The 24,633-nt window shown below is 40.3% G+C and carries 24 protein-coding genes; 18 read left to right on the forward strand and 6 right to left on the reverse strand.

What is annotated here, in order from left to right:
* The first annotated feature begins 186 nt into the window (after positions 1–186).
* Positions 187–333 (forward strand): hypothetical protein, encoded by a 147-nt coding sequence (locus tag AC1D7X_RS14195; RefSeq protein ID WP_495454825.1) that lies wholly within the window; start codon positions 187–189, stop codon positions 331–333.
* A 175-nt stretch (positions 334–508) separates the two neighbouring features.
* Here AC1D7X_RS14195 and AC1D7X_RS14200 read toward each other — a convergent pair whose 3' ends face one another.
* Positions 509–877 (reverse strand): helix-turn-helix domain-containing protein, encoded by a 369-nt coding sequence (locus tag AC1D7X_RS14200; RefSeq protein ID WP_495454826.1) that lies wholly within the window; start codon positions 875–877, stop codon positions 509–511.
* A 233-nt stretch (positions 878–1,110) separates the two neighbouring features.
* Here AC1D7X_RS14200 and AC1D7X_RS14205 point away from each other — a divergent pair, with 233 nt between their 5' ends.
* The 8 genes from AC1D7X_RS14205 to AC1D7X_RS14240 all read left to right on the forward strand — a co-directional run bounded on the left by AC1D7X_RS14205 (position 1,111) and on the right by AC1D7X_RS14240 (position 8,685).
* Positions 1,111–1,524 (forward strand): hypothetical protein, encoded by a 414-nt coding sequence (locus tag AC1D7X_RS14205; protein ID WP_495454827.1) that lies wholly within the window; start codon positions 1,111–1,113, stop codon positions 1,522–1,524.
* Positions 1,525–1,870: 346 nt separating this feature from the next.
* Positions 1,871–2,776, forward strand: a complete 906-nt coding sequence (galU, locus tag AC1D7X_RS14210) for a UTP--glucose-1-phosphate uridylyltransferase GalU (RefSeq protein ID WP_495454828.1) — start codon at positions 1,871–1,873, stop codon at positions 2,774–2,776.
* A complete protein-coding gene (locus AC1D7X_RS14215; RefSeq protein WP_495454829.1) occupies positions 2,773–3,471 on the forward strand; it encodes a sugar transferase in 699 nt (232 codons plus the stop codon). The genes galU and AC1D7X_RS14215 overlap by 4 nt, the downstream gene beginning before the upstream one ends.
* Before the next feature lie 77 nt (positions 3,472–3,548).
* Entirely contained in the window at positions 3,549–4,889 is a 1,341-nt protein-coding gene (locus tag AC1D7X_RS14220) for a UDP-glucose dehydrogenase family protein (RefSeq protein ID WP_495454830.1), read from the forward strand.
* Positions 4,890–4,934: 45 nt separating this feature from the next.
* The gene (locus AC1D7X_RS14225; RefSeq protein WP_495454831.1) at positions 4,935–5,867 is read left to right on the forward strand and encodes an LCP family glycopolymer transferase; all 933 of its coding nucleotides are present in this window, start codon (positions 4,935–4,937) and stop codon (positions 5,865–5,867) included.
* A 277-nt stretch (positions 5,868–6,144) separates the two neighbouring features.
* Entirely contained in the window at positions 6,145–6,606 is a 462-nt protein-coding gene (locus AC1D7X_RS14230) for a DUF1854 domain-containing protein (protein WP_495454832.1), read from the forward strand.
* A 392-nt stretch (positions 6,607–6,998) separates the two neighbouring features.
* Complete coding sequence (locus AC1D7X_RS14235; protein ID WP_495454833.1) at positions 6,999–7,910, forward strand: ABC transporter ATP-binding protein; 912 nt, start codon at positions 6,999–7,001, stop codon at positions 7,908–7,910.
* Complete coding sequence (locus AC1D7X_RS14240) at positions 7,903–8,685, forward strand: ABC transporter permease (protein WP_495475475.1); 783 nt, start codon at positions 7,903–7,905, stop codon at positions 8,683–8,685. The genes AC1D7X_RS14235 and AC1D7X_RS14240 overlap by 8 nt, the downstream gene beginning before the upstream one ends.
* Positions 8,686–8,820: 135 nt before the next feature.
* Here AC1D7X_RS14240 and AC1D7X_RS14245 read toward each other — a convergent pair whose 3' ends face one another.
* Together AC1D7X_RS14245 and AC1D7X_RS14250 are read right to left on the reverse strand one after the other, a co-directional pair.
* Positions 8,821–9,237: a bactofilin family protein gene (locus AC1D7X_RS14245; protein WP_495454835.1), complete on the reverse strand. Its 417-nt coding sequence runs from the start codon at positions 9,235–9,237 to the stop codon at positions 8,821–8,823.
* A 177-nt stretch (positions 9,238–9,414) separates the two neighbouring features.
* Positions 9,415–10,404 (reverse strand): M23 family metallopeptidase, encoded by a 990-nt coding sequence (locus AC1D7X_RS14250; RefSeq protein WP_495454836.1) that lies wholly within the window; start codon positions 10,402–10,404, stop codon positions 9,415–9,417.
* A 218-nt stretch (positions 10,405–10,622) separates the two neighbouring features.
* On the opposite strand from AC1D7X_RS14250, the gene cls reads away from it, so the two are divergent.
* The gene (gene cls / locus AC1D7X_RS14255) at positions 10,623–12,053 is read left to right on the forward strand and encodes a cardiolipin synthase (RefSeq protein WP_495475476.1); all 1,431 of its coding nucleotides are present in this window, start codon (positions 10,623–10,625) and stop codon (positions 12,051–12,053) included.
* A gap of 180 nt (positions 12,054–12,233) precedes the next feature.
* Positions 12,234–13,076, forward strand: a complete 843-nt coding sequence (locus AC1D7X_RS14260; protein WP_495455281.1) for a YitT family protein — start codon at positions 12,234–12,236, stop codon at positions 13,074–13,076.
* A 58-nt stretch (positions 13,077–13,134) separates the two neighbouring features.
* Here AC1D7X_RS14260 and ligD read toward each other — a convergent pair whose 3' ends face one another.
* On the reverse strand, positions 13,135–14,025 hold the full coding sequence (ligD, locus tag AC1D7X_RS14265; RefSeq protein ID WP_495475477.1) for a non-homologous end-joining DNA ligase: 891 nt from the start codon (positions 14,023–14,025) through the stop codon (positions 13,135–13,137).
* Positions 14,026–14,038: 13 nt separating this feature from the next.
* Positions 14,039–14,938 carry a non-homologous end joining protein Ku gene (gene ku, locus AC1D7X_RS14270; protein ID WP_495475478.1) on the reverse strand — a complete coding sequence of 300 codons (900 nt, stop codon included), beginning with the start codon at positions 14,936–14,938 and terminating at the stop codon, positions 14,039–14,041.
* Positions 14,939–15,092: 154 nt separating this feature from the next.
* Here ku and AC1D7X_RS14275 point away from each other — a divergent pair, with 154 nt between their 5' ends.
* From AC1D7X_RS14275 to AC1D7X_RS14305, 7 genes are all read left to right on the forward strand, one after another.
* Entirely contained in the window at positions 15,093–15,362 is a 270-nt protein-coding gene (locus AC1D7X_RS14275; RefSeq protein WP_495454840.1) for a hypothetical protein, read from the forward strand.
* Entirely contained in the window at positions 15,363–15,548 is a 186-nt protein-coding gene (locus AC1D7X_RS14280; RefSeq protein ID WP_495454841.1) for an H-type small acid-soluble spore protein, read from the forward strand. It begins immediately after the preceding gene.
* Positions 15,549–15,840: 292 nt separating this feature from the next.
* Entirely contained in the window at positions 15,841–16,329 is a 489-nt protein-coding gene (tsaE, locus tag AC1D7X_RS14285) for a tRNA (adenosine(37)-N6)-threonylcarbamoyltransferase complex ATPase subunit type 1 TsaE (protein WP_495455282.1), read from the forward strand.
* Entirely contained in the window at positions 16,326–17,120 is a 795-nt protein-coding gene (gene tsaB, locus AC1D7X_RS14290; protein ID WP_495454842.1) for a tRNA (adenosine(37)-N6)-threonylcarbamoyltransferase complex dimerization subunit type 1 TsaB, read from the forward strand. Before tsaE ends, tsaB begins: the two co-directional genes overlap by 4 nt.
* Before the next feature lie 12 nt (positions 17,121–17,132).
* On the forward strand, positions 17,133–17,618 hold the full coding sequence (gene rimI, locus AC1D7X_RS14295) for a ribosomal protein S18-alanine N-acetyltransferase (protein WP_495475479.1): 486 nt from the start codon (positions 17,133–17,135) through the stop codon (positions 17,616–17,618).
* Between the two features lie 33 nt (positions 17,619–17,651).
* Positions 17,652–18,704 carry a tRNA (adenosine(37)-N6)-threonylcarbamoyltransferase complex transferase subunit TsaD gene (tsaD, locus tag AC1D7X_RS14300; RefSeq protein WP_495475480.1) on the forward strand — a complete coding sequence of 351 codons (1,053 nt, stop codon included), beginning with the start codon at positions 17,652–17,654 and terminating at the stop codon, positions 18,702–18,704.
* Between the two features lie 1,705 nt (positions 18,705–20,409).
* Positions 20,410–21,975, forward strand: coding sequence for a 2-isopropylmalate synthase (locus AC1D7X_RS14305; RefSeq protein WP_495475481.1), 1,566 nt, complete (start codon positions 20,410–20,412; stop codon positions 21,973–21,975).
* 457 nt (positions 21,976–22,432) lie between these two features.
* Here the strand turns inward: AC1D7X_RS14305 and AC1D7X_RS14310 are convergent, their stop codons facing one another.
* Positions 22,433–24,379, reverse strand: coding sequence for an ABC-F family ATP-binding cassette domain-containing protein (locus AC1D7X_RS14310; RefSeq protein ID WP_495454847.1), 1,947 nt, complete (start codon positions 24,377–24,379; stop codon positions 22,433–22,435).
* Between the last annotated feature and the right edge of the window lie 254 nt (positions 24,380–24,633).

Genomic DNA, 24,633 nt, shown 5'->3' on the forward strand with positions numbered 1-24,633 from the left:
ACAGACTCGATTTATCGAACTGTGTAGGTAAGTTTTTTTTTCGACAAAATAAGAACCTATTTCTTTCAGAAACAGTGCCAAAAGACGACAACATAAAAAAAATAGGTATTATATAATATGATAGAAAGCATAGAAAAGATGTTCGGAATGAAAGTAACAATGAAAAGTAGAGTGAGGTTATCTTCGATGAAAGAAAGAAATGAAGTAGGTACCGAAGCCCGGTCCAATCGTGAGATACCGGATAAGGAAAGTGTGGATATACTAAAGATTATGCAACAATGTGGTATTCATCCCGAAGTATGGAAGGATTACATAAGAAATTTACAGAAATAAGGGGTTTACAAAGAAATACCTTAGTGTCCAAAGAAGTTACTTTGGGGACTAAGGTATTTTTGAAAATATAAGAATTTATAAGTATTTCTGCTTATACATAGACTTATATTTCAACGCTAAACGTTTCATCGCCGCTCAAGGACGGCGAAGCCGTTTATGCTTGTGAGACAATCTTCTATTTCATCGTTCGTTCCATACGAACAAAAGCAATAAATCTTCTTGCTTCTTCCTCTGATAGGCTTTGCCCATCAATGGTGAGATTAAATTTTTCTAATAGCTTATCGTCGGATAATTCTAAATCATCCACAAAGAGTCTTACATCGTCATCCATTACGATGGCAGGTTGAGAAGTTCGACCAATGAGGTAATCAATAGATACACCGAACACATCAGCAAGTTTGGTTAAGATCTCGAAGTCAGGCTTACGTCGATTCTTCTCATAATGGGAAAGGGATGCTCTCGTAATACCAATTGAGTGGGAGAGCTCTTCTTGTGTCCATCCTCGAACCTCGCGTAATTCCGCTATACGATTCCCGTGATTCATGAAATATCCTCCCTGTGGCTATCTACGTCTATCATTTCTATGATTAAAAGTAAAGCGAAAAACAAGAAAACACAATTTTTGTGCTTGACATGATACAATATGTATCGTAAATTGGAAGTATGAGATACATAAAGTATCAATAGGTGGGATTTGTACGATACAACACGTATCATTGATTCTTACCAAACTTATTCTTATTTATACATCCTATACTATTCTAAAGGAATGAAGCTATGAATCCCAATATTGATGATTGGGCCAACCTTTCTCTAAATGCACATATCTATATTAGAGAAGTAAGGGGCAACATGGTAAACAGTAAGCGACGTCCTATATTCTTAATGGAATTAGGGGATAACGCAATATGTTTCCTAAGTGACTTAGATATTCCAACGATACAGAATGTAGTGTTTGGCTTTGATATTGAAGACACCAGCTCAACCGTTACACTTTTTGGAGAAATAGAATCTAAAGGTTTGTACGAAGAAGTATTCCAATATCGTGTCAAACTAAATAACGAAAAGGTGAATCAAGTAAATCAATTGTATAATACAAGGCTTCTGAAAAAAATGCTAATTAATTTAAATTACTTTCTAATTTCTAAACATACACTTGGAATACATAGAAGGATCAACCTCTCCATATAAAACGGAAAAGAAACCCCATGAATACACTTATTCTCATTCTACTATAAATTACTGTGAAGTGCATTAGGCCGATTAACCCATAAAGGTGCATAAAAGACTAAATAAATAAGAGTAATTGCATCTTAAATATTAAATTCAAAGAAAAAAGCCTTACTGTGACTTTTATTGAAAAAGTCAAAAAAATCGTGAGGTCATTTATGGAAGAAATATAAATTACATTTCATTTCATTAGATATTCATATCTTGATCATGTAATAGGAGACCTACTAGATTATCGAATGATGGTAGTCGAATCGTGGAAGTTTGGCTACACAATAAAATAGAGATAAGGATAGGGTGGTAAGTGATGAAAAAAGTAAGGAAGGCAATTATCCCTGCAGCAGGACTAGGCACCCGATTCTTACCGGCTACTAAGGCAATGCCGAAGGAAATGTTACCGATCGTCGACAAGCCAACGATTCAGTACATTGTAGAAGAGGCCATTGCTTCTGGGATTGAAGACATCATTATAGTAACAGGCAAAGGGAAAAGAGCAATTGAAGATCATTTCGACAATGCCTTTGAACTTGAACAAACGCTTATTGAACAAGGGAAGTTGGAATTGTTAGAAGAAGTAAGAAAGTCTTCTAATGTTGATATTCATTATATAAGACAGAAGGAACCCAAGGGATTAGGTCATGCCGTATGGTGTGCCAGGAATTTCATAGGCAATGAACCGTTCGCTATATTATTAGGTGATGATATTGTTGTGTCGGAAGTGCCTTGTACGAAGCAATTGATAGAGCAATATGAAATTACGGGAAGATCCATCGTTGGCGTGCAAACGGTCTTGCCTCATCAGACGGATCGGTATGGAATTATAGACCCATTGAAGGCGGAAGGTAGACTAAGCTCGGTTCATCAATTCGTTGAGAAACCAGCGCAAGGTCATGCTCCTTCTAATCTTGCAATTATGGGGAGATATATTTTGACACCAGATATATTTCAGTATTTAGAGGAACATCGAATTGGTGCTGGGGGAGAAGTTCAGTTAACCGATGCTATTCAAATGCTAAATGAATATCAAGGGGTATATGCTTATGACTTCGAGGGTCTCCGATATGATGTTGGAGAGAGATTGGGGTTTATTTTAACGACTCTGGATTTCGCCCTAAAGAATAACGAGTTAAGACTTCCTATGCTTGCTGCACTTGAAGAGTTAATGGAGAAACAAGCCAACCAATTAATAATCGGTGGAGGGGAGTATAAATGATACCAACGTCTCAAAGGAACGAAGGTGAACTGTTTCTTGAGAAACACTTGCCATATCCTCATGTAGTACCTAATCGTGCACGGTCGGGTAATCCGTATCTATTCATGAAAAGAATGATGGATATCCTGGGAGCTTCATTGGGTCTACTCCTTTTGTCTCCTTTTTTTGCAATTTTAGCCCTAATTATTAAAATAGAGGACCCGAAAGGTCCGGTGTTTTTTCATCAAATTCGTGTTGGTAAAAATGAAAAGAGATTTAAAATGTTTAAATTCAGATCGATGGTCTCTAATGCTGAAGATTTATTAGATGAATTACTCGATCAGAATGAAGTAAGTGGTGCGATGTTTAAGATGAAGAATGATCCTAGGATTACAAGAATCGGCAAATTCATTCGAAAAACAAGCGTGGATGAATTACCTCAACTGTGGAATGTTCTTCGTGGAGATATGAGTATGGTCGGTCCAAGGCCGCCCCTGTTGAGAGAGGTCGTAGAGTATTCCTCATATGATAAACAAAGGCTTCGTGTAACACCAGGTTGTACTGGTCTATGGCAGGTAAGTGGAAGAAATAGTGTTGGATTTAAGGAAATGGTTGAATTGGATATTCGATATATCGATCGTAGAAGCATATCGTATGATCTTAAGATTATTTTCAAAACCGTAAAAATGTTATTTGGAGCTAAAGATGCATTTTAAGGAACGAAATTAGATATAAGTCATATTGCAGGAGTCTGAGGGTATGGCGAATTGCATATAGAAGAGGAGTGTTTTCGTTGAAAATAGCAGTGATAGGTACTGGATATGTAGGTTTAGTATCAGGTGTTTGTTTCGCAGAAATAGGAAATCAAGTGATCTGTGTTGATAATGATCCAAGTAAAGTAGATATGCTCCGAAACGGAGAGATTCCAATATATGAACCTGGACTTCAGGAGTTAGTAATCAACAATACTGCACGTGGGAATTTATCTTTCACAACAGATATCGGAGAAGCGGTAAGGGATTCTGAAATGATTATTATCGCTGTGGGTACGCCCTCGATGCCAAATGGTGAGGCGAATCTGAGTTATATTGAGCAAGTTGCTAAAGAAATAGGTAGCGTCATGAATGACTATAAAATCGTGGTTACAAAAAGTACAGTTCCTGTTGGAACGAACTATAAAGTGAAGGAATGGATTGGGGAATTAACGGATCAGCCGTTTGATATCGTATCTATACCTGAATTCCTACGGGAAGGAACGGCAGTTAAGGATACGTTATACCCTGATCGTGTTGTCATTGGAATTGATAACGAAAGAGTTATAGAAGCATTGCAAGCACTACATAAGCCCTTAACAGATCATATCATTATTACAGATATTCGCTCTAGTGAGATGATAAAATACGCGTCAAATGCCTTTCTAGCTACCAAGATTTCTTTTATTAATGAAATTGCAAATATTTGTGAAAAGGTTGGAGCGGATGTAACAAAGGTAGCGGAAGGAATGGGATATGACAAACGTATTGGACATTCCTTTCTACAAGCTGGAATTGGATATGGAGGTTCTTGTTTTCCTAAGGATACCGAAGCACTTATTCAAATTGCAGGCAACGTAGATTACGAGTTTAAACTATTGAAGTCGGTAGTCGAAGTGAATAAGGATCAGCGTTTCAATGTCATCCATAAGTTAGAAGATGCATTAGGGAGTCTGAAGGGTCGAAGAATCGGGGTGTGGGGTCTAGCCTTTAAACCAAATACGGATGATGTACGTGATGCACCTGCGATAGATATCATCAATACGTTGGTCAAGAAAGGAGCAACTGTGCAGGCTTACGATCCAATTGCGATGGACAATTTCAGACTTGTGATGGATGCTCCTGAGATCGAATGGTCGAAAGGTGCTATGGAGGCTGCAATGGACTGTGATGCGATTTGTATTCTAACAGAGTGGTCAGAATTTGCTGAAATCGAGTTAGTAAACCTTGCATCAATCATGAAACAGCCAGTCATGATTGATGGACGGAATGTATACGGATCACAGGAAATTAAGAACTCTCCCTTTGTTTATTATTCGGTAGGCAGACCTAACTTGAATACAATTGATGACGATAAATATGCGGTACCTGTTCTTCAGTGATGTATTGAGGTTAATTGAATAGAAGTACAAAAAGGGGTAACACCTATGAAACGTTGGATTAAAATAACTTTGCTAGTTCTATCTTTGATTATCCTCATTGCCGTTGGTTACGGAATCTACTTGTATCAATCTGTGAAATCGACAGCGAATGCCATCTATGAACCTAGGGAACCGGTTAAACCTGTAACGACAGATAAGTCCCCTCAAGGTGGCTTGCCTGTGAGTATGAATGAACGAGAGCCTTATACTGTACTAGTTATGGGGGTCGATCAACGTGAGAATGACGTGGGTCGATCGGATACTATGATTGTATTAAGTGTGAACCCATCTAAGGAATCCATTCTAATGTTCAATATTCCAAGAGATACACGAACTGAAATTATAGGACATGGTACAACAGATAAGATCAATCATGCTTATGCTTTTGGTGGTGTGAATATGGCAATACAGACGGTTGAGAATTTCCTCCAAGTTCCGATGAATTATTATATAAAAGTAAATATGGAGGGTTTCAGCCAAATTATCGATTTGCTGGGTGGCGTAGAGGTTAATAATCAATTTTCCTTTCAATATGATAGTCATGATTTCAAAGAAGGTATTCTGAAATTAAACGGAGCTGAAGCACTTGCATACTCACGTATGCGGTATGATGATCCGCGAGGAGACTTCGGACGCAATGCTAGACAACGAGAGGTGCTTACGCAGACGTTAAAGAATATGTTGCAGGTTAGTAATATTGTACGTGTTCAATCGATGCTTGATGAAGTGGGAAATAATGTGAAAACAGATATTAGTTTTGATGAAATGAAGAAATTTGTAACAGATTATCGTTCAGATCTGAATAGAATTGACACACTAGAGCTAGTTGGTCAAGGCAAGATGATAAACGGGATTTATTATTACCAAGTAGATCGTGTCGAGAAAGATCGAGTTCACAATGAGATAGAAGAGCATCTGAAGAAGGCAGACAATGAATGAGAAAGAATAATGATTTCTTTTCTTTAGGTGATGGTGTAATGGCTAGTGAGAACTAGCCTATTTTTGTGTTCCCTCAATCCCAGCTATTTTCCCTCGCTTCATCATAATCGGTCCGAACTCCGTCGAACGTTGTCCAAATTACAAAAACAGTGTACCCATAATTCATGATTTCCTGACGGCGAGGTCATTTTTTGATAAGTAGTTTTGAATCTGTCTCGGATTGGGTAATTATCAGAAAGTAAATGAATGAAGGAGTACAGAAAGTGGAGGAATACATATGATACAACTATCAAGAAATTTTGATGGGGTACTTGAAATGGATGAGTCTGGTAGTAAATATGCAGGTGTGAAATTAATTCGAACATTCCCGTTAACAATGCCGGATCAGTACATTTCAGTTCGATCACAAACGGATGAAGAAATTACGATGATTACGGATCTTTCAATGCTGGAAGATAATAGTAGAAGAGAAGCAGAGAAGGAACTCAAGCAGTATTATATGGTACCAACAATTCATAGAATTATATCTATAGTACGACCAGAAAGTGAATGGGTATGGGTCGTGGATACGAGCTATGGTAGAATGACCTTTCGAATGAATGAAATGCATGAAAGTGTACATCCTTTGAGTCAAGTTAGTTGGCTTCTAAGTGATATTGAAGGACGTAGATTTATTATTTCAAATTTTCAAGAACTAGACGAGAGTAGTCTGAAACAATGGAAAAAAATTTCCAAATAAATTACTCATTAGGAATTACTTGACAATACAATAAATGTCGAGTACATTACAGTTATTGATACAAAATGTATCTTTTTGTATTTTGAATGACACAATATGTCGAATAAGAGTGATATCTGTGAGGGGTAGGTAGTTAGTATGGTTAAACAGTTTCAGTTTTACTGTGTGTATTGTGAACGTATTGTAGAAGGAAATATTAAGAGTCCCATTTTTAAGACGGGATTCTATCGGTATGATATAAAGATGGGGTGTTGTGAGGAATGCGCTGTAAATCAATATACGTTATGTACAAATAATAATAATGTTGAGAAAAATTTCTAAATATTTGTTAGACTAGAGGAAGATTCGATCGGTGTCGTTTCGTGTTTGTTTATCCTAAGGAGTGAATTTAGATGCAGCAGGAACCCGTAGTTCAATTGGAGGGTGTCTCTAAGATTATCTCATCCAAGGCAATTATTGATAACCTCAGCTTAGAAATTACACCTGGTCAAGTGTTTGGATTTCTCGGTCCCAATGGGGCAGGGAAAACCACAACCATTCGCATGATGGTAGGTTTAATATCTATTAGCCAGGGTGATATTCGTATATGTGGGAAAAGTATTAAGAATGAATTCGAAGAGGCGATAGCGAACGTAGGGGCTATTGTGGAAAACCCAGAGATGTATAAATATCTGAGCGGGTATCAGAATTTATGGCATTTTGCTCGGATGATGCCTATGATTACGAAGCAACGCATACAAGAGGTTATTGCTCTTGTGGGACTAGATAATCGAATTCATGATAAGGTCAAAACGTATTCTCTTGGCATGAGACAAAGGTTAGGTGTAGCTCAAGCTATTCTACATAATCCGAAATTACTTATTTTGGATGAACCTACTAACGGATTGGACCCGCAAGGTATCCGAGAATTACGGGACTATTTACGTCATCTGTGCAGAGTTGAGGGAACAACGGTATTCGTATCGAGCCATTTACTTTCTGAGATGGAACTGATGTGTGATCGAGTGGCTATTATTCAGAATGGTCGCCTAATTGATGTCCGTCAATTGAAGAATGATGATGGGGTGGCTGTATCCGCTGCGGAAATAGCATTTGATGTGGATCAACCACAGCAAGCTGCAGCTATATTGGGAGTCGACAGAGTGGAGAATAATATGCTTATTATGCAGGTCTCACGTGAAGAAATAGCTGATATTAACGCTCGCCTTGTTCAGGCAGGACTCAAAGTATATGGCATTCGCGAAGTAACTCGAACGCTCGAAGATCAATTCTTGGAAATGACGGGAAGTGAACAAATTGTCTAGCTTCTATAAATTAGTATTAAATGAGAATATGAAAATATATCGTCGCGTGCGTACATGGATCATGTTATGTCTATTAGCTATATTTAGCATACTTCTGCCGTTTGTATTCTACATGGCTGGAGGAGAAGATAACCCTAATGTATGGGAAGTTACGATGTTATCCATGACGATTACGTTTTTTCTGAACATTATATTCGCAGTCGTTATTGCAGGTGATTCTGTAGCTAGTGAGTTCTCATGGGGAACCATTAAACTGCTTCTGATCAGACCGTGGAGTCGATCCAAAATTTTATTATCAAAGTACATCTCCGTCATCCTATTTGGGATGATAAGTAGCTTAGTGTTGTTCATCTTCGCATACATCTTCTCTAACATTTGGTTTAATTATGAGGGTAATGCAGGAATGATCAGTAGTTCATGGAGTGATATGTCATATACATTAATGACGCTAGGATCACGATATGTTGAGCTACTATTAATCACTACGATCGCATTTATGATTTCCACCTTATTTCGTTCGAGTACGTTCGCTATGGTGGTAGCATTGTTTATTTTGTTCACGAAGGATATCTTCTTAGCTCTTCTTAATCCAGAGAAATATGAGTGGATGAAGTATGTTATATTCACACATATGGATTTAAAGGGATATCTTGATAATCCAGTTGGGCCAGCAGGATCAACGTTACTCTTCTCGGTAATGGTACTGGCCATTTACTATATTTGTTTCTTACTCATTTCTTGGGTGGTATTCAAGAAACGTGATGTATCAACATAAGGTCAGCGATCGCTAACTCACAAAGCCCTGAGGAATAGGATTGAGTCTATTCTACAGGGCTTTATTGTGTGGTGAATACATAACATGACAGGGTTACGTAGCATAATTGAGAAGATGGCAATGGTCAGATAAATGCTAGCTTACTTCAGTTTGTAAGAAACGTGGATTCATTTCCTTCGACTTCTCAGTCACAGAATCAGCAAGGTTCATCGTACTAGTACCACTCAAGGCACCACCTTCCATAATGATAAGAGAAGAGGCGGTTACATCCCCATACATTTGTCCAGTTGCTGTAATTGTAAGTTTACCCGTTGCGGCGATGTCTCCATATACCTTACCGGCGATGATTACTTCTCTTGCTTGAATAGTAGAGCGAGCTACCGCATATTCCCCCACCGTTACATCCCCTTGGCTCTCAATCTCACCATTAAAGGTACCTTCAATTCGTAAGTTGGCTTCACAGTTTAACTTTCCAGTAACCTCAGAACCTTGTCCAATTAATGTATCTGTTGCTGCGTTTGCCTTTCTATTTGAGTTTCTTGATCTTGCCATGTTTGATAACCTCCTAAAATTTTTTGGAGAGCGAAACTCCCCGAATAACCATCGTTTCAAAAAATAGCGTCGAAAGCATAATCTTAATTTTTGTGGAGCAACGCTCCTTAGATAATCTTCGTAACAAAAATACTTCGAAAGCATAAACCTAGTTTTTGGAGAGCTGAACTCCCCGAACTATTTAATATAAGATAGAGGGTTTACGACGGTGTTCTTTTTCTCAACTTGAAAATGAAGATGTGATCCCGTACTGCGCCCCGTACTTCCCATTTCCCCAATGGTTTGACCCTTTGAGATTGCGTCTCCCACATCGACCTTGATCTTGCTTAAATGCATGTATACTGTCTGTAATCCATCAGGATGTTCTAACTTAATATAAAGTCCACGTGCGCCCTGTTGCTCAGCTTCTAGCACGATGCCTGCTCCTGCAGCGTAGACAGGATCCCCTGTGTCTCCAGAAATATCAAGACCGGCGTGGTAGGACGCAACTCCGGTAAAAGGATCTGTTCTATAACCGAAGCTAGATGAAACAACGTGTGAGGGGGTTGGCCACATATTAGGAATGCCAGCCAACATATCTTGTGTTTCTTGGGCTTTTTCAAGCATTTGTGGGATATTGTTCTCCATGGAATCAAGTAAAGCTCGGATCTCCTCAAAGTCATCCTTTGTCTCACGTGTAAGGTCAAGAATATCTGTCGAGTCTATGGCAATAAACTCACCACCTATATGATCGGCGTTATTGTTAGTAGAAGATAAAGAAACACTCGTTGACGTCTTCGGAATCATACTGGTTTTATTCATATTAATGAACTTTTGTAATTCTTTCTCCAGATCATTCACACGTTGCATCTTACCCTTCATGTCCTGTGCCTCAGAGGAAAGGTTGATAATCTCATTCTGCAATCTGGAGATAGCCTCATCACGGTTACTTACTGTGATTTCCATCTGATGGGTTGTCATCGTTTTGAGGTGCATTTCCTGTTCCATATTAGAAATGATTTGGGAAGAGTGAACTTGCATGGAGATAATTAAGCCAGAAAGGGACAGAATAGCAATAGTTGGTACGGCAATAAGTAAAGGTTTGGAGAGATGGACTTGTTTAACCGAATGTTGTGCATCACGTAAAACAAGAAGAGTTAAAGGTTGTTTCGGTTTCGTACTTTTCATAGGGACTCCTTTCTATAGATGAGTTGTGAATAGCTTGGTTATATTCTATTTATTCGTGAGAATCTATAAACATGTCAATTTCTTTGGAGATTATTGGTTGAATTTGTCCTTAGCCAGGGTATGTAATGAATAAATCCCTATCTCATTGGTCAATGATGAACGTTACTGGGAGAGATAGAATCTGTGAGATTATGATTTTTCTAGAGGAGGTCAGTCGCATGTTGTGGCTCCTTATTGCACTATTCGTATTTATTTTTCAAATGGCGACGATCCTAATTCTTGAATTTCGAAATCCAACCAAAGCTATAGCGTGGATGTTTATATTATTTTGTTTTCCACTGGTTGGATTTGTAGTGTATTACTTTGTAGCCCAGGAATATAGTAAGCGTAAGCAAGTTCGTTCAAGAGGTTCCCGGTTGTTTCAGGAAATACATGGACTATTATGGAAAGAGTCAGTCATTGTAGACAACGTAGAAGAGATGCATAATAACACATTTCGTAACCAAAAGAGATTGTTTCAACTTCTATCGAATATATCAGAGAGTCCCATAACAGGGTGTAATACAAGTAGAGTTCTAACCGATGGGAAAGAAGCTTACCAAGCCATGCTTGATGCGATGGAGTTGGCAAAGGATCATATCCATATTGAGTTCTATATTTTCAGGGAAGATATGATTGGTACTGAATTTCAGGAGGTGATGATTCGAAAGGTGAAAGAGGGAGTTAAAGTTCGGATGGTTCTTGATGGAATTGGGAGTTATCACTTGAAACGTCCCTTTATTAATCGCTTGAAAGAGACGGGTGTAGAATTTCTTTTCTTTCTTCCTCCGCGTATCGCTACCTTTGAACGTCGCATTAATTACCGTAATCACCGTAAGATCGTCATTGTGGATGGGAAGAAGGGATTTGTAGGGGGATTAAATGTAGGAGATGACTATTTGGGTCTATACCCCAAAATGGGATATTGGAGAGATACTCATCTGGAAGTCGAAGGGGATGCCGTTTATTTTCTGCAAAATATATTTCTGAACGATTGGAAATTAGCTTCTAATGAACGAATTACAGATCCTAAGTTATTCCCAGTACATGAATGTCAGGGAGAGGAGCAAGTTCAAATTCTGAGTAGTGGTCCGGATCAAGTATGGGATGCGTTGCAGGAGATGTGTTTTGGAGGAATAACGGTTGCTAATGAAAGAATATGGATTACTTCTCCTTACTTTATTCCTGATCCAGCCATTTATGAGGGGCTCAAAACGGCGGCGGTTAGTGGTGTAGATGTACGAATCATTATTCCTTGGAACTCCGATTCAAAGTTGGTCCATCTGGCTTCCTTGTCTTATGTAGAAGAACTGCTAGAGGCTGGAGTTCGATTCTACCAATATCGTAAAGGTTTCATACACGCCAAAATCATGATTGTGGATCATCTTCTGGCATCGGTTGGTACTGCAAATATGGATATGCGTAGCTTCTTTTGTAACTTCGAGTTGACTGCCGTGTTATTTGAACAGAATGCCATCCAACGGATAGAGGACGATTTCATAAAAGATCTCCAAGATTCAACAGAAATACAGCCTAATGAATTTATGGCAAGGTCTCGTTTGCAAAAAGGGGGGGAGATTTTATGCCGTATGTTGTCTCCATTATTATGAACAACCTCTATAACAAAAAAAATATGCATTAATTTTATTCATGATAAAAGTCTATGGTATAATATATACCATGGACGAAAGGCTGATATTATGAATAGGGGGAGTTGTGTGAGTACGAGTATAGAAACGATTGAAGGAAATATTCAGAAAGAAACAAATTACCCACCCAAAAATCCAGTTATGAAGAAAACGCAGTTACTTCGAGCGGTTATTATGCTTATTGGAGCAGGTCTTGTCTCCGTAGCGCTCGAGATTTTCCTAGTACCCAACGATATCATTGATGGAGGAATAACAGGGATATCGATCATGGGAGTTCACTTTTCACATTTACCACTGGGCATATTTCTTACACTCTTTAACCTTCCATTTCTGTTTCTAGGTTACAAGCAAATTGGTAAAACATTTGCCTTATCGACATTGTTCTCCATTCTTGTGATGTCTATAGGAACTTATCTTTTACATCCAGTTGCCCCACTTACCAGTAATGCCCTTCTTGCAGCGGTATTCGGTGGTGTTATTCTTGGGATTGGTGTAGGACTTGTTATTCGTGGTGGAGGATCAACAGATGGTACCGAGATCGTCGCTATTCTGTTGAGTAAGAAATCGCCATTCTCTGTTGGTGAAGTTGTTATGTTTATTAACGTCTTTATACTTAGTGGTGCCGGATTCGTGTTTGGATGGGACCATGCTATGTATTCTCTTATTGCTTATTACATTGCTTTCAAATTAATTGATGTAACCAATGAAGGTTTGGATCAATCGAAATCAGTATGGATCATCAGTGATCTATACAGAGATATTGGTGACGCGCTTACACAACGGCTTGGACGAGGTGTAACTTATCTAGATGGTGAAGGATCTTATTCTGGTGAGAATAAGAAGGTTATCTTTGTTGTTATTACTCGTCTAGAAGAAGCAAAATTAAAGACGATAGTTGCTGAATGGGATAAAGAAGCTTTCATTGCTATAGGTAATATTCATGATGTCAAAGGCGGACGCTTCAAGAAGAAAGCGATCCATTAAATCTAAAATCAATATGACGTGTATATATATGATAAACCCGGGGTGTCTGACTCCGGGTTTATCTGTGCTTTAAATGATGCAGTATATGCTGAAGAGGTTGAGGTGAGACCGTTCTGAGTAGATCCCCTTTGTCCAATAGTCTCGCCTCAATATTTAATAGATGGAAATCTGTAGGGGAGACGTTGTGTTGAACTTCCTCCCAGGATAGAGGTGTAGATACGGTAGCTTTTGCTCTAGCACGCGGAGTGTAGGGCGCGGCCAACGTTTTCCCTGAATAATGTTGTAAATAGTCAAAGTATATTTTATCTCCCCTATGTTTCTTAAATCTTTCTAAGGTGAATAACTCGGGGTGACGCTCCTCAACATAACGTCCTACGAAATGTCCAATCATTCGTAAGTCGTCAAAAGTAATTCCCTCTTCAATTGGGATGATAATCTGAACACCGGTTGCACCCGACGTCTTAGGAATGGACTGAATTCCTAATGAGGTTAGAACATCACCCACAATCGCTGTCGCTTCCATGATACGAGGCTCAACTTCTAGGGAAGGGTCTAAGTCAATCATCCATTCGCAGGGTAACTCACTATGTGCATAATGGAGAGATGGATGAAATTCCAATGCGGCTAGATTTCCTAACCATAGTAATTCAGGCAGACTATGAAGAACGATATATGAAATATCATCGACTGAAACCGTAGATACATAAGGTGGACGGGGTTCTGGTGCATTCTTTTGATAGAAGAATTCTCCATCCACGCCATGTGGATATCGGATCGTCGTCAGCAGTCGGTCTCTGCAGTATGGAAGTAAATAGGGAGCAAGGATAGCAAGCTTTTGTAAATAGATTGCCTTCGTGATCCCCATTTCTGGCCACAGAAGTTTGTCCGGATTAGATACAGGGATATGTTTGCCTTCCACAATAATACTTCCTTTTAGACGAGTAGCCATTGCAGTAACCCCTTTAAGATATGGTTTTTTTGGTTTTTTTGGATGTGCTACGAGCCTTGGGTTTTGTTACATCATCTATACCACTAGTTTCCGTTTTTGTACTTGTACTTCTTTTTCGCTTCGGTTTACCGGGATCTGTAATAATGGGTTGTACAGCTTCAATGCTAGCTTGAAGAGCTGCCATGAGATCAATGACATTGGATTCTTGACGAGCGGGAGCAATCTTGAACTCTTCACCAGCAATCTTGCTCTGAATCAGTTGTTGTAATGATACCCGATAATCGTCTGTGTATTTATCAGGACTAAAGGGAGTTGAGAGCTGTTCAATGAGCATTTTGGCCATATCCAGTTCCTTATTGTTCACTTCCATATGTTCTGGGAGATTAGGAACTTGGGATACGGGTCGAATCTCATCGGGATAAAAGATCGTCTCAATAGCAAGACATTCATCAAGTACACGAATAGCTGCTAGACTACTTTTAGAGCGAATAGAAATTTTGGCTATTCCGATCTTGCCTGACTGACGCATGGCTTCCATAAGAAGCATATAGGCATTTGACCCTGCTTGATCTGGAGAGAGGTAGTACGTTTTTTGAAAATAGATGGGATCGATCTCCGTCAAATCAACAAAGTCTAAAATGGTAATGTTCTTATTATTTTGTTCCGTTAATTGTTCCATTTCTTCTTTTTCAAACAGCACGAACTTCCCTTTCTCATATTCATATCCTTTGGATATTTCCTCCCATTCCACTTCCTTCTCACAGACAGGGCATTTCCTTACGTAGGAAAGTGGGCTACCGCAGACTTTGTGTACATACCTCATTGAGATATCTTTATCTTCTGTTGCCGAGAACATTTTGACAGGAACATGGACCAATCCGAAACTGATCGCACCTTTCCACACTGTATGCATGAATAGTCACCTCTATTTTCTTCTTTTTTTAAAATATAGTATGCCCCATCTTCATTCATTTTAGTGGGGATTTCGCGCATGATTACGTACGTCGCAGGGCATATTGAGAAGAGTTAAAAACCTATAACAAGAAAATAGGGGGAGATGAATCATCATGGACGATCAAGATCAAGATAAAGTTGGTGCAGAAGAGGTTAATTGGTACAACGTTACAAGTTCTGAGCCGGACATGGCTGAAGAAGAAGCCTATCTATTGGACGTGGATCGAATGGTGAATGAGGGTCTTGGTGGTGGAGAAGTGACGATTGCTAATGGGTATATTGGTGATATTGCACCTGAGAAACTGTATATGGATCGAGAAGAAGAGTTTCTGGATTTAGAAGGTAATGGGTTAGATTATGAAAGTGAAAAGGAGCAATCATAAATGGATGTTAAGAGAGCCATTGATATTTATCAGACTAAGGATACCGTTGCTGTTCAATTAGAAGGAGAGCCTGTCTGGATTGAGCATGTGGATGAAATAAATGGAATGGCTACTGTTCAGGTCGGCTCACGCCCAACCAATACGCATACAGTGAGCGTGGATCGGCTTCTTGAAGAAGAGAAATAATAGACCAAGCTACGATGACCAACAATCGCCACATAGCAGCTCAAGGATAACCACCTTGAACTGCTATTTTTTGTGCATTCGTATTTCTTTGGAAAAAGCCGTGTGCCTCATTTTTGTGCATATTATGGAATTTCTAATCCTTTGATTTCTTGAGAAGGTTCCTATTCATATCTAAGCCTCAACTCTTTATTAAGAAATAGAAGTTGTCGCTTCTTGCGGGTGTTCGCATTGACCGATATAATTAAGGTCAAGTTATGGTGTAAATGGCCGTAAAGGTGGGATTGAATTGGAAATGAGTCATAATGAAGAACAATACATGTTTACCTCCAATGGATTACAAGATACTGAGGCGTTGGCAGCTTGGCTTGCTGAAGCTACGGTACCTGGTACTGTGATTGGATTGGATGGTGATTTAGGTGCGGGCAAAACAGCCTTCTCACAACTATTCGCTAAACATTTAGGTGTGAAGGGGATTGTTAATAGTCCAACCTTTACGATTATTAAAGAATATGAAGGTAGATTACCTTTTTATCATATGGATGTTTATCGCCTTTCGATCGAGGAAGCGGATGAGCTTGGACTGGATGAGTATTTCTATGGCGAGGGAGTCTGCCTGGTAGAATGGTCTCAGATCATAAGTGAACTACTACCTGAATCGCATTTGCATGTCTATCTAGAGACTACCGGGCTTGAACAACGTAAGATTACAGTCCGTGGTTCTGGAGAACCTTATGAGGAATGGTGTTGTAACCTGAAAAAGAATGGAGTCTTTAAATCATGAACAAACCTCAAGAGACAGAACCCATACAAAGGGTTCTAGCTTTGGATACATCTACAACTTCGTTATCCGTAGCGATGATGGACAATGGAAAAGTACTACACGAGATCAATGAATTCGGTGAGCGAAACCATTCCATTCGTATTCTCTCAATTGTGGAAGAAGTATTGAGAGCATCATCAACATTAAACTCAGATGTGCAAGGGATCGCGGTTGGTGTTGGTCCAGGTTCTTACACGGGTACACGCATTGCCGTTACAGCAGCGAAGACGTTGGCTTGGGCATGGAATGTTCCTGTGGTGGGGATATCTAGCTTACATTCATTGGCTTATGGTGGTTTCAGCCATGCTATGAATGCACAAGAAGATCGGGAGAAGATAGGGCATATTCAATGGATTATTCCTCTGATCGATGCTCGCCGTGGTCAAGTATATACAGCGTTATTTAGTTCATCAGATGGAAGTGCGCCTGAACGGATCGAGCAGGATGCTATCCGCTTAATGGAGAAATGGATCGAGCAGATTATGACTCGTATAGAGGAGACTCCAGAACATGAGAAACCTCAATCGGTCTGGTTCGTGGGAGACGTTAATCTTCATAAGGAAACAGCAGAACGACTTAGAATATATCTAGGGGATGCACTTCATGTTGTTTCTTACGATATGGAAGGTCGATACGTTGGGGTGTTAGGAACGGAGAGGTTTCTTGCTGGAGAACAAGACGATATGCATTCGTTGATTCCGAATTATACCCAACTTGCTGAGGCGGAAGCCAATCTCCTTCGCAAGTCATGAAGGGAGTAAGTTATGTTAATAGAACAGATGGATAATGAAGAGCATGAGGATTTCTCGTTTCGAAAAATGAAAATAGAAGATATCCCTAATGTCATGGTCATTGAACACGAGGCGTTTACTTTACCATGGACAGAGACAGCCTTCCAAAATGAATTGACGAACAATCTTTTTGCACATTATATGGTTATGGAGTACGAAGGTAAGCCTATTGGATATGCAGGAATGTGGACGATTGTTGATGAAGCACATGTGACGAACATTGCGATATTGGAAGCATTTCGTGGACGGAAGTTGGGTGACCGTCTTTTAGATCATTTAATGAAGATTGCCTCTATTAAAGGAATGATTCGGATGACATTGGAAGTTCGTGTGTCTAATATCGTTGCTCGAAGTCTGTATGAGAAAAAGGGTTTTGAATCAGCTGGCATCCGTAAAGGCTATTATTCGGATAATAATGAGGATGCTATGATCATGTGGGCAGACTTACCACAATACTAGGAGTACAGCCGTAGGGAAGGAAGCGTTAGATTGATGAATGAACACAAGAATGAAGAGAGATCTTGTTATATCTTAAGCATAGAGACAAGCTGTGATGAAACAGCTGTGGCTGTCGTGAAGGATGGACATGAAGTGATGTCCAACTTGATCGCAAGTCAGATTGAGACGCATAAAGCTTTTGGTGGAGTTGTACCCGAAGTGGCTTCACGTAAACATGTAGAAAGTATCACCTTAATGTTAGATGAGGCGGTAGCTGCCTCAGGAATCCAAATGAGTGACCTATCTGCCATTGCTGTGACGCAAGGTCCAGGACTTGTAGGGGCATTATTGGTAGGTGTAGTAGCTGCAAAGAGCCTGTCTGTCGCTATATCTAAACCACTTATTGGTACACATCATATCGCAGGACATATTTATGCCAATCGATTAATTGGTGAAATTCAATATCCTTGCATGGTATTGGTTGTATCTGGGGGTCATACAGAGCTTGTCTATATGAAGCAAGAGGGTCATTTCGAAGTGATCGGACGTACAAGGGATGATGCTGTAGGGGAAGCGTACGACAAAGTAGCACGGTCCATTGGATTCCCTTATCCTGGTGGACCTCATGTAGATAAGATGGCGTTGGAGTCCGAAGAGACGATCGATCTGCCACGGGCATGGCTAGAACCGGGATCCTATGATTTCAGCTTCAGTGGGTTGAAGTCTGCCGTATTAAATGTTATTAATCAGCGAAAAATGCGTGGAGACGAGCCTATGTCCGCCGCTATTGCTCGTGGATTCCAAGAATCCGTCGTGGATGTACTTGTTACGAAGGCGATTCGTGCAGTGAAGGCTTACGATGTGAAGCAACTTCTACTGTGTGGAGGCGTTGCGGCTAATCGTGGGATTCGAGCTGAACTCAGTAAACAATGTGCCAAAGAAGGAATAGATCTCTCCATTCCTCCATTTGAATATTGTACAGATAATGCTGCCATGATTGGAGCTGCAGCCTATCTCAAATGGAAGGAACAATACTTCACATCTCTTGATATGAAGGCAGATCCACAACTTTCCTTAGAAGATTGGGGCAACAATAATTTAGAATAAATGGTGTGGTAATGAGTGTTGGGATGAACTATTATTTACGTTATTCCTATATTGACAATTTTATCTAGGGTAGATATAATCATTTTAAATTTCAGATAGAAGCAAACGTGATGAACAAGAGTAGTAAGGTAAACCCCGGGATATTATAATTATAGAGAGCTGCGGGATGGTGCAACGCAGTCGAGGGGACCTGAACTCGCTTGGGAGCGGAATGGTGGAACACGGCGAGTAATCATTCGTCGCAGTCCTGGTAGTGCACACCGGGGAAGTATACCGTTACGTTGACCTCCGTGAGAGGGTAAGCCTGTCAGTCCAGCGTATTGTGAGTTATGGCTGATGGCGTTTGAGGGGTTCTTCTAATGATCCTATGTTTACATAGGTAAGAAGGACAACAAGAGTGGTACCGCGAATGGGTGAACAGCCTGTCGTCTCTTGATTTAAGAGATGACGGGCTTTTTTGTATACACAAATAGATATCAATACAGACCATGATCGGGAGTAGTAAAAGGCTAATGTCTTTCAGAGAGCTGTGGAATTGGTGTGACACAGTGGCAATCCCCTTTGAATCTCGCCCGGGAGTTAATTTTCATGGAACTTTGCTAAGTGCGAGTTCAAAAAGTCAGATGTGAGAACAAACTTTAGATGATGTATTATCTAAGCTTGAACCTTACCTTAAACCTTATCTTATCGCAAGATCGATATTCGATGCCGAATTACTCACTTGGCATACTTCGTGATCATAAGGTGACTTTTTTGAATAACCACTTAGGAAGTGTACATGAGTTCGGTGATCCACCGTTAAAGGGAGATCTTTATGCACACGGTCATACAGCCGGTCATAAAGAACAAAGTGGGGTGCTTAGACAGTCATGTCGATAAGGCACCAACAAGAGTGGTACCGCGGAGGGTGAAAGCCTGTCGTCTCTTATTTATAAGAGATGGCAGGCTTTTTGTGTGTGCTGGCGTTACGTCCTAGGGCCATGACGGAGTGAAGGGAGTGAGGGAACGAGGGTGAGGATGAAGATGAGGATGATGATCGATGGAAGGAAGGGTTGGAGTGAAGGAATGAGGTTTGAAGGAAATAAGGAAATGAAGGAAATGAAGGATTGATGTTGAACGAAGGAATGAATGATCAGGGGATTGAGGTTGAATGAAGGAAGGATTGGAGTGAGGGATGAGGTTTGAAGGTAATGAAGGATTGGAGTGAGGAATTAAAGGCTAAAATGTGGTGCTCCTGATGAGCTGAAGATGAATAACAGGAAATTTTCCAGTTAATATCACCTAAATGCTATTAGAAAACCATCTAACTGGAAAATATCCATCTAATTCCGAATTTGAAGCGAAAATAACGGGTAACGGGTTAGATTGACAGGAGAAATTCCAGTTAGACAAAGAATTAGTGGTTTTTACGATAATTTAACGGGAGATTTTCCATGTAAATACGATAGTAATCGGCCACGGGAGAGGGTGAAGGGTGAATCTCCAATGTTCTATTGTTGTTGATGGAACACACATGGCGGCGCGCTCTGAACGCACTATAGTGGAGTATTGATATCGGGAATATGCTTCTGAGGTGTTTTTTTGAAACGAAGACTAATCAGAGAAGAAATTAACTCTTCAAAATGGATCATGCTTCCGAAGCTAGTTTTGTTACGAAGAGTACAGCAAAGGAGCATTGCTCACAAAACTTTTAGGAGGTCATAAAATGACAAACCAACCAACATCGCCAAAGATTAATATATTTGATACAACGCTACGTGACGGGGAGCAAGCACCAGGTGCAAGCCTACAGCCCGAGCAGAAAGTGCAACTTGCTGCTAAGCTTGTTGAGCTAGGGGTAGATGTGTTGGAACCAGGGTTTCCAATCTCAAGTCCAGGTGAATTTGCGGCTGTAGAGGCTATATCGCGGCAGTTTCGGCAAGTAGAAATATGCGGGTTCGCAAGAGCTGTAAAGGGAGATATTGATGCTGCTGTTCGAGCTACAAAGGATGCGGAAAGTCGTCGAATTCACCTCTTCTTGTCATCATCGGACATTCACTTGAAGTACCAATTGCGTATGAGTCGTAAGGAGGTCGTAGCTAAGGCACGTGAGATGACCGCTTACGCCAAACAATTTAGTGAGCATGTTGAATTCACAGCTATGGATGCTGCTCGTACAGGAATAGATGACCTAATTGAGATCGTAGAGGCTGTGATTGAAGAAGGAGCAACCATGATCAATCTACCAGATACGGTAGGATATGCTTTACCGAGGGAGTATGGAGATATGTTCCGGAAAGTTCGTGAGGGAGCAAGAGGAGGAGCGGGTGTCCTGTATAGCGCTCACTGCCATAATGATCTGGGCCTTGCAGTTGCAAATAGCCTTGCTGCGATTGAGAATGGAGCATCTCAGATTGAAGTGACGGTGAACGGAGTTGGAGAGCGAACAGGAAATTGTGCGCTTGAAGAATTGGTCATGGCTTTGGAAGTAAGGAAAGATTCGCTGAACTATACAACAGGTATATCGATGGAGAAGTTATACGGAGTATCGAAGGCAGTTAGTAGTTCCATGCATTTTCCGATGGCTTATAACAAGCCTATTGTAGGTCGTAACGCATTTCAGCATGAGTCTGGTATTCATCAGGATGGACTTTTAAAGGATCGAAGTACTTATGAGATTATGAGTCCTGAATCACTAGGTATTCCACGTGACATGATTATTCTAGGTAAACATTCGGGTCGACATGCTCTGAAAGATCGTATAGCTAGATACGGAGTTCAGATGAAGGATGAAGAGATGGAAGTCCTTTATGGGTCCTTTAAGGACACTGCGGATCGTTTAAAAGTGGTCACCGATGACTTGCTGCTGAAGATGGTCAGTCATACGACAGGCAAAAGGATTCAGAACTTTGAACTTGGAGAAGTTCAGGTACAATCGGGAAGTGCAGAAGAGCGCATTGCATCTGTCACACTGAGACATCTACATGAAGATCGAGAATCTGTTCATACCGCTGCAGGGAAAGGACCACTGGAAGCACTAATATCAGCGATTAGCCAAGGGATTGATGCAGAGATCGTATTTGGTGATCTGGAGTTACATTCTCTTAGTACAGGTGAAGAGGCGCATGCCGAAGCTGCCGTAACGGTGGTATGGGAAGATAAGACCTATCGAGGGACAGCAATCCATCAAGATATTGTGATGGCTGCCGGTCTTGCATATGTTGCCGCTTGTAATAGCGCTCTTTCAAAATATCCCTCAATTCTTCAGTCTAACGTAGAGATGACTGAGTGATTGCAAGACTGATCGTTCGCGTAACTCCTAGCGCGCGGTGCACGATGGCTGTCATCCACAAGAGTAAGAACAATTAGTCAACAAAACCATTCTTATTTGTTACTTTGGTGGTCTCTATAGAAAGACAAATAAGCTTGTCAAGATGTGGACAAGGTTATCCACATATCCAAGTGGAATTGTGTACAAATAAGCTCGAATAGGAATATATCTAGCTTGAAATTGATTTTGAAACCGTGGATATTATTTTCAAGAAAATTGTGGATAATGTGCATAACTTAGTGGATAAAAGTGGATTATTCGGAAAAAACGCACTAAAACGCAAAAAAATAGCCCTTAGGGCTATTTTTTGTGAGGAGTTATGCACGTTTTACGGGGATAACATTGTGCATAACCCCAAATATATGAAATAAACTTTTTTTGTGTTTCTTATATCATTGCATTTACGAATGTTTTTTGCTTATTCCATAGCAAGGATTTCCCATTCGCTATACACGCTTTCGAGAGCGGTTCTTTTCAAATCGACCTTCTGTTGATGTTCTTGTAGAGCCATATAATCTTGAACAATTTCTGGGAGGGCCATCTTGTTTTCTAGATCAGTAATTTCCTCTTCTAATACATGTATCTCTTCTTCTAATGTAACCAGTCGTCGTTGACGATTACGTTCTTCACGTTTGGCTAATTTCTCCGCTTCGAATGAAGAAGCTCCAGAAGTATCCATAGAATCTAAAGGGATGTCTGATTTCGAGCTTGTTTTTGCCGCAAGAAGTGCCTCTTGTTGTATTTCAGCTAGTTCTTGTTTCTTTTCGGTATAATCATCATAATTTCCTAGGAACTGTTCAGTACCTGTTGGAGAGAGCTCAACAATGCGTTCTGCCATCTTGTTAAGGAAATAACGGTCATGTGAAATAAATAGAAGAGTCCCTTCATAATCGATTAATGCAGACTCAAGCACTTCTCTACTGAATAAGTCTAAATGGTTGGTAGGCTCATCCAGGATGAGCATGTTAGCTTCTAGCAACATGAGTTTAGCTAATGCAACTCGAGCCTTCTCACCCCCACTGAGAGCAGAGATTTTCTTGAGAACATCCTCGCCACTGAATAGAAAGTTGCCAAGTACCGTACGAATACGAGCTTCATCCATATGAGAGTACTCACTCCAGAGCTCCTCAAGAACGGTATTCTTCGAATTTAGATTGGTCTGTTCTTGATCATAATAGCCAATCTTCACTTTCGTTCCCCAATGGATATTGCCGGCAGCAGGTTCGAGTGTACCTAGCATACATTTAAATAAGGTGGATTTCCCAATTCCGTTAGGTCCGATTAAGGCAACGGTTTCTCCTCGACGCATATCAAATGATACATGTTGGAATAAAGGTTCTAACGGATCAAATGCGACAGACAGCTCATTGACCTGTAGGACTTCTTTACCTGACGAATATTCTACTTCAAAAGAAAAGTGTGCCTTCTTCAGATCGCCGAGTGGCTTATCCAATCGATCCATTTTTTCAAGGGATTTGCGACGACTCTGTGCTCTCTTGGTGGATGAGGCGCGTACGATATTGCGTTGAACGAAATCCTCCATACGGGCAATCTCGCCTTGTTGCTTATCGTATTGTTTCATTTGTGATTCGTATTCAGCAGCCTTTAGATCAACATATCGACTGTAATTTCCCGTGTAACGCTTGGATTGATGACGTTCAATTTCAACGATGGTTGTTACTAGACGATCTAAGAAATAACGGTCATGGGATACGACTAATAATGAACCTGAATATGAACGTAAGTAATCTTCTAACCAAGTCAATGTCGCAATGTCCAAGTGATTCGTAGGTTCATCCAGCATAAGTAAGTCGGGAGCTAATAAAAGAATACGTGCTAACGCAAGACGAGTCTTTTGCCCACCACTAAGTGTTGAGATTGGCGTATTAGGTGCAAAATCTCCGAACCCCATCCCATGAAGTACACTGCGGATCTTGGTCTCCATTTCGTAACCGCCATGATCTTTGAACCAATCGGAACGAACTGCATAACGATCTAATAGATCTTGATATTTCTTAGGATTCTCCATCGAAACAGGATCAGCAATTTGACTCTCCATTAAGCGTAGTTCCTGTTCGGCATCGATTAAGGGAGTAAACACGGCTAGCATTTCTTCCCACAGTGTTCGATCGGATTGAAGACCACTATTCTGAGCAAGATAGCCTATCGTAGTTTCCTTTGCTTTGAAAATTTGTCCTCCATCATGGGATATTTCCCCTGCTAGAATTTGTAGAAAGGTAGATTTACCTGCACCATTTACACCTACGAGACCGACGCGCTCTTTTTCAAGAATCTGTATATTTATACCGTCGAGAACCGGATGAACTCCGTATAGTTTTTTAATTCCAGTAGCTTGAAGTAACATGCGATAGAAACCTCCATCTTTGTTCTTATTTAAATGATAAGAAAGCATTAAGTCTCACATGATCAATTTCATAATCGCTGAGGTATCTAAATCCATTTGCGTATATATGAAAATATTGATCCATGATAATATATTGCTAATATTTCCGATATAACGGATTCTGTTCTTGAAAAAAGGACAGCACGTCCGCTTCTACTTGTTAGTTATTTTACATGAAATGGAGGGATTACGCGACTTCAGTTGCAGGACTTCAG

The sequence above is a fragment of the Paenibacillus sp. Y568 genome (assembly GCF_059445545.1).

What these genes read in the sequence shown, in the direction of transcription:
- AC1D7X_RS14195 (WP_495454825.1), top strand. Translation starts at nt 187, where the DNA reads ATGAAAGAAAGAAATGAAGTAGGTACCGAAGCCCGGTCCAATCGTGAG.
- AC1D7X_RS14200 (WP_495454826.1), bottom strand. Translation starts at nt 877, where the DNA reads ATGAATCACGGGAATCGTATAGCGGAATTACGCGAGGTTCGAGGATGG.
- AC1D7X_RS14205 (WP_495454827.1), top strand. Translation starts at nt 1,111, where the DNA reads ATGAATCCCAATATTGATGATTGGGCCAACCTTTCTCTAAATGCACAT.
- galU (WP_495454828.1), top strand. Translation starts at nt 1,871, where the DNA reads ATGAAAAAAGTAAGGAAGGCAATTATCCCTGCAGCAGGACTAGGCACC.
- AC1D7X_RS14215 (WP_495454829.1), top strand. Translation starts at nt 2,773, where the DNA reads ATGATACCAACGTCTCAAAGGAACGAAGGTGAACTGTTTCTTGAGAAA.
- AC1D7X_RS14225 (WP_495454831.1), top strand. Translation starts at nt 4,935, where the DNA reads ATGAAACGTTGGATTAAAATAACTTTGCTAGTTCTATCTTTGATTATC.
- AC1D7X_RS14230 (WP_495454832.1), top strand. Translation starts at nt 6,145, where the DNA reads ATGATACAACTATCAAGAAATTTTGATGGGGTACTTGAAATGGATGAG.
- AC1D7X_RS14235 (WP_495454833.1), top strand. Translation starts at nt 6,999, where the DNA reads ATGCAGCAGGAACCCGTAGTTCAATTGGAGGGTGTCTCTAAGATTATC.
- AC1D7X_RS14245 (WP_495454835.1), bottom strand. Translation starts at nt 9,237, where the DNA reads ATGGCAAGATCAAGAAACTCAAATAGAAAGGCAAACGCAGCAACAGAT.
- AC1D7X_RS14250 (WP_495454836.1), bottom strand. Translation starts at nt 10,404, where the DNA reads ATGAAAAGTACGAAACCGAAACAACCTTTAACTCTTCTTGTTTTACGT.
- cls (WP_495475476.1), top strand. Translation starts at nt 10,623, where the DNA reads ATGTTGTGGCTCCTTATTGCACTATTCGTATTTATTTTTCAAATGGCG.
- AC1D7X_RS14260 (WP_495455281.1), top strand. Translation starts at nt 12,234, where the DNA reads ATGAAGAAAACGCAGTTACTTCGAGCGGTTATTATGCTTATTGGAGCA.
- ligD (WP_495475477.1), bottom strand. Translation starts at nt 14,025, where the DNA reads ATGGCTACTCGTCTAAAAGGAAGTATTATTGTGGAAGGCAAACATATC.
- ku (WP_495475478.1), bottom strand. Translation starts at nt 14,938, where the DNA reads ATGCATACAGTGTGGAAAGGTGCGATCAGTTTCGGATTGGTCCATGTT.
- AC1D7X_RS14275 (WP_495454840.1), top strand. Translation starts at nt 15,093, where the DNA reads ATGGACGATCAAGATCAAGATAAAGTTGGTGCAGAAGAGGTTAATTGG.
- AC1D7X_RS14280 (WP_495454841.1), top strand. Translation starts at nt 15,363, where the DNA reads ATGGATGTTAAGAGAGCCATTGATATTTATCAGACTAAGGATACCGTT.
- tsaE (WP_495455282.1), top strand. Translation starts at nt 15,841, where the DNA reads ATGAGTCATAATGAAGAACAATACATGTTTACCTCCAATGGATTACAA.
- tsaB (WP_495454842.1), top strand. Translation starts at nt 16,326, where the DNA reads ATGAACAAACCTCAAGAGACAGAACCCATACAAAGGGTTCTAGCTTTG.
- rimI (WP_495475479.1), top strand. Translation starts at nt 17,133, where the DNA reads ATGTTAATAGAACAGATGGATAATGAAGAGCATGAGGATTTCTCGTTT.
- tsaD (WP_495475480.1), top strand. Translation starts at nt 17,652, where the DNA reads ATGAATGAACACAAGAATGAAGAGAGATCTTGTTATATCTTAAGCATA.
- AC1D7X_RS14305 (WP_495475481.1), top strand. Translation starts at nt 20,410, where the DNA reads ATGACAAACCAACCAACATCGCCAAAGATTAATATATTTGATACAACG.
- AC1D7X_RS14310 (WP_495454847.1), bottom strand. Translation starts at nt 24,379, where the DNA reads ATGTTACTTCAAGCTACTGGAATTAAAAAACTATACGGAGTTCATCCG.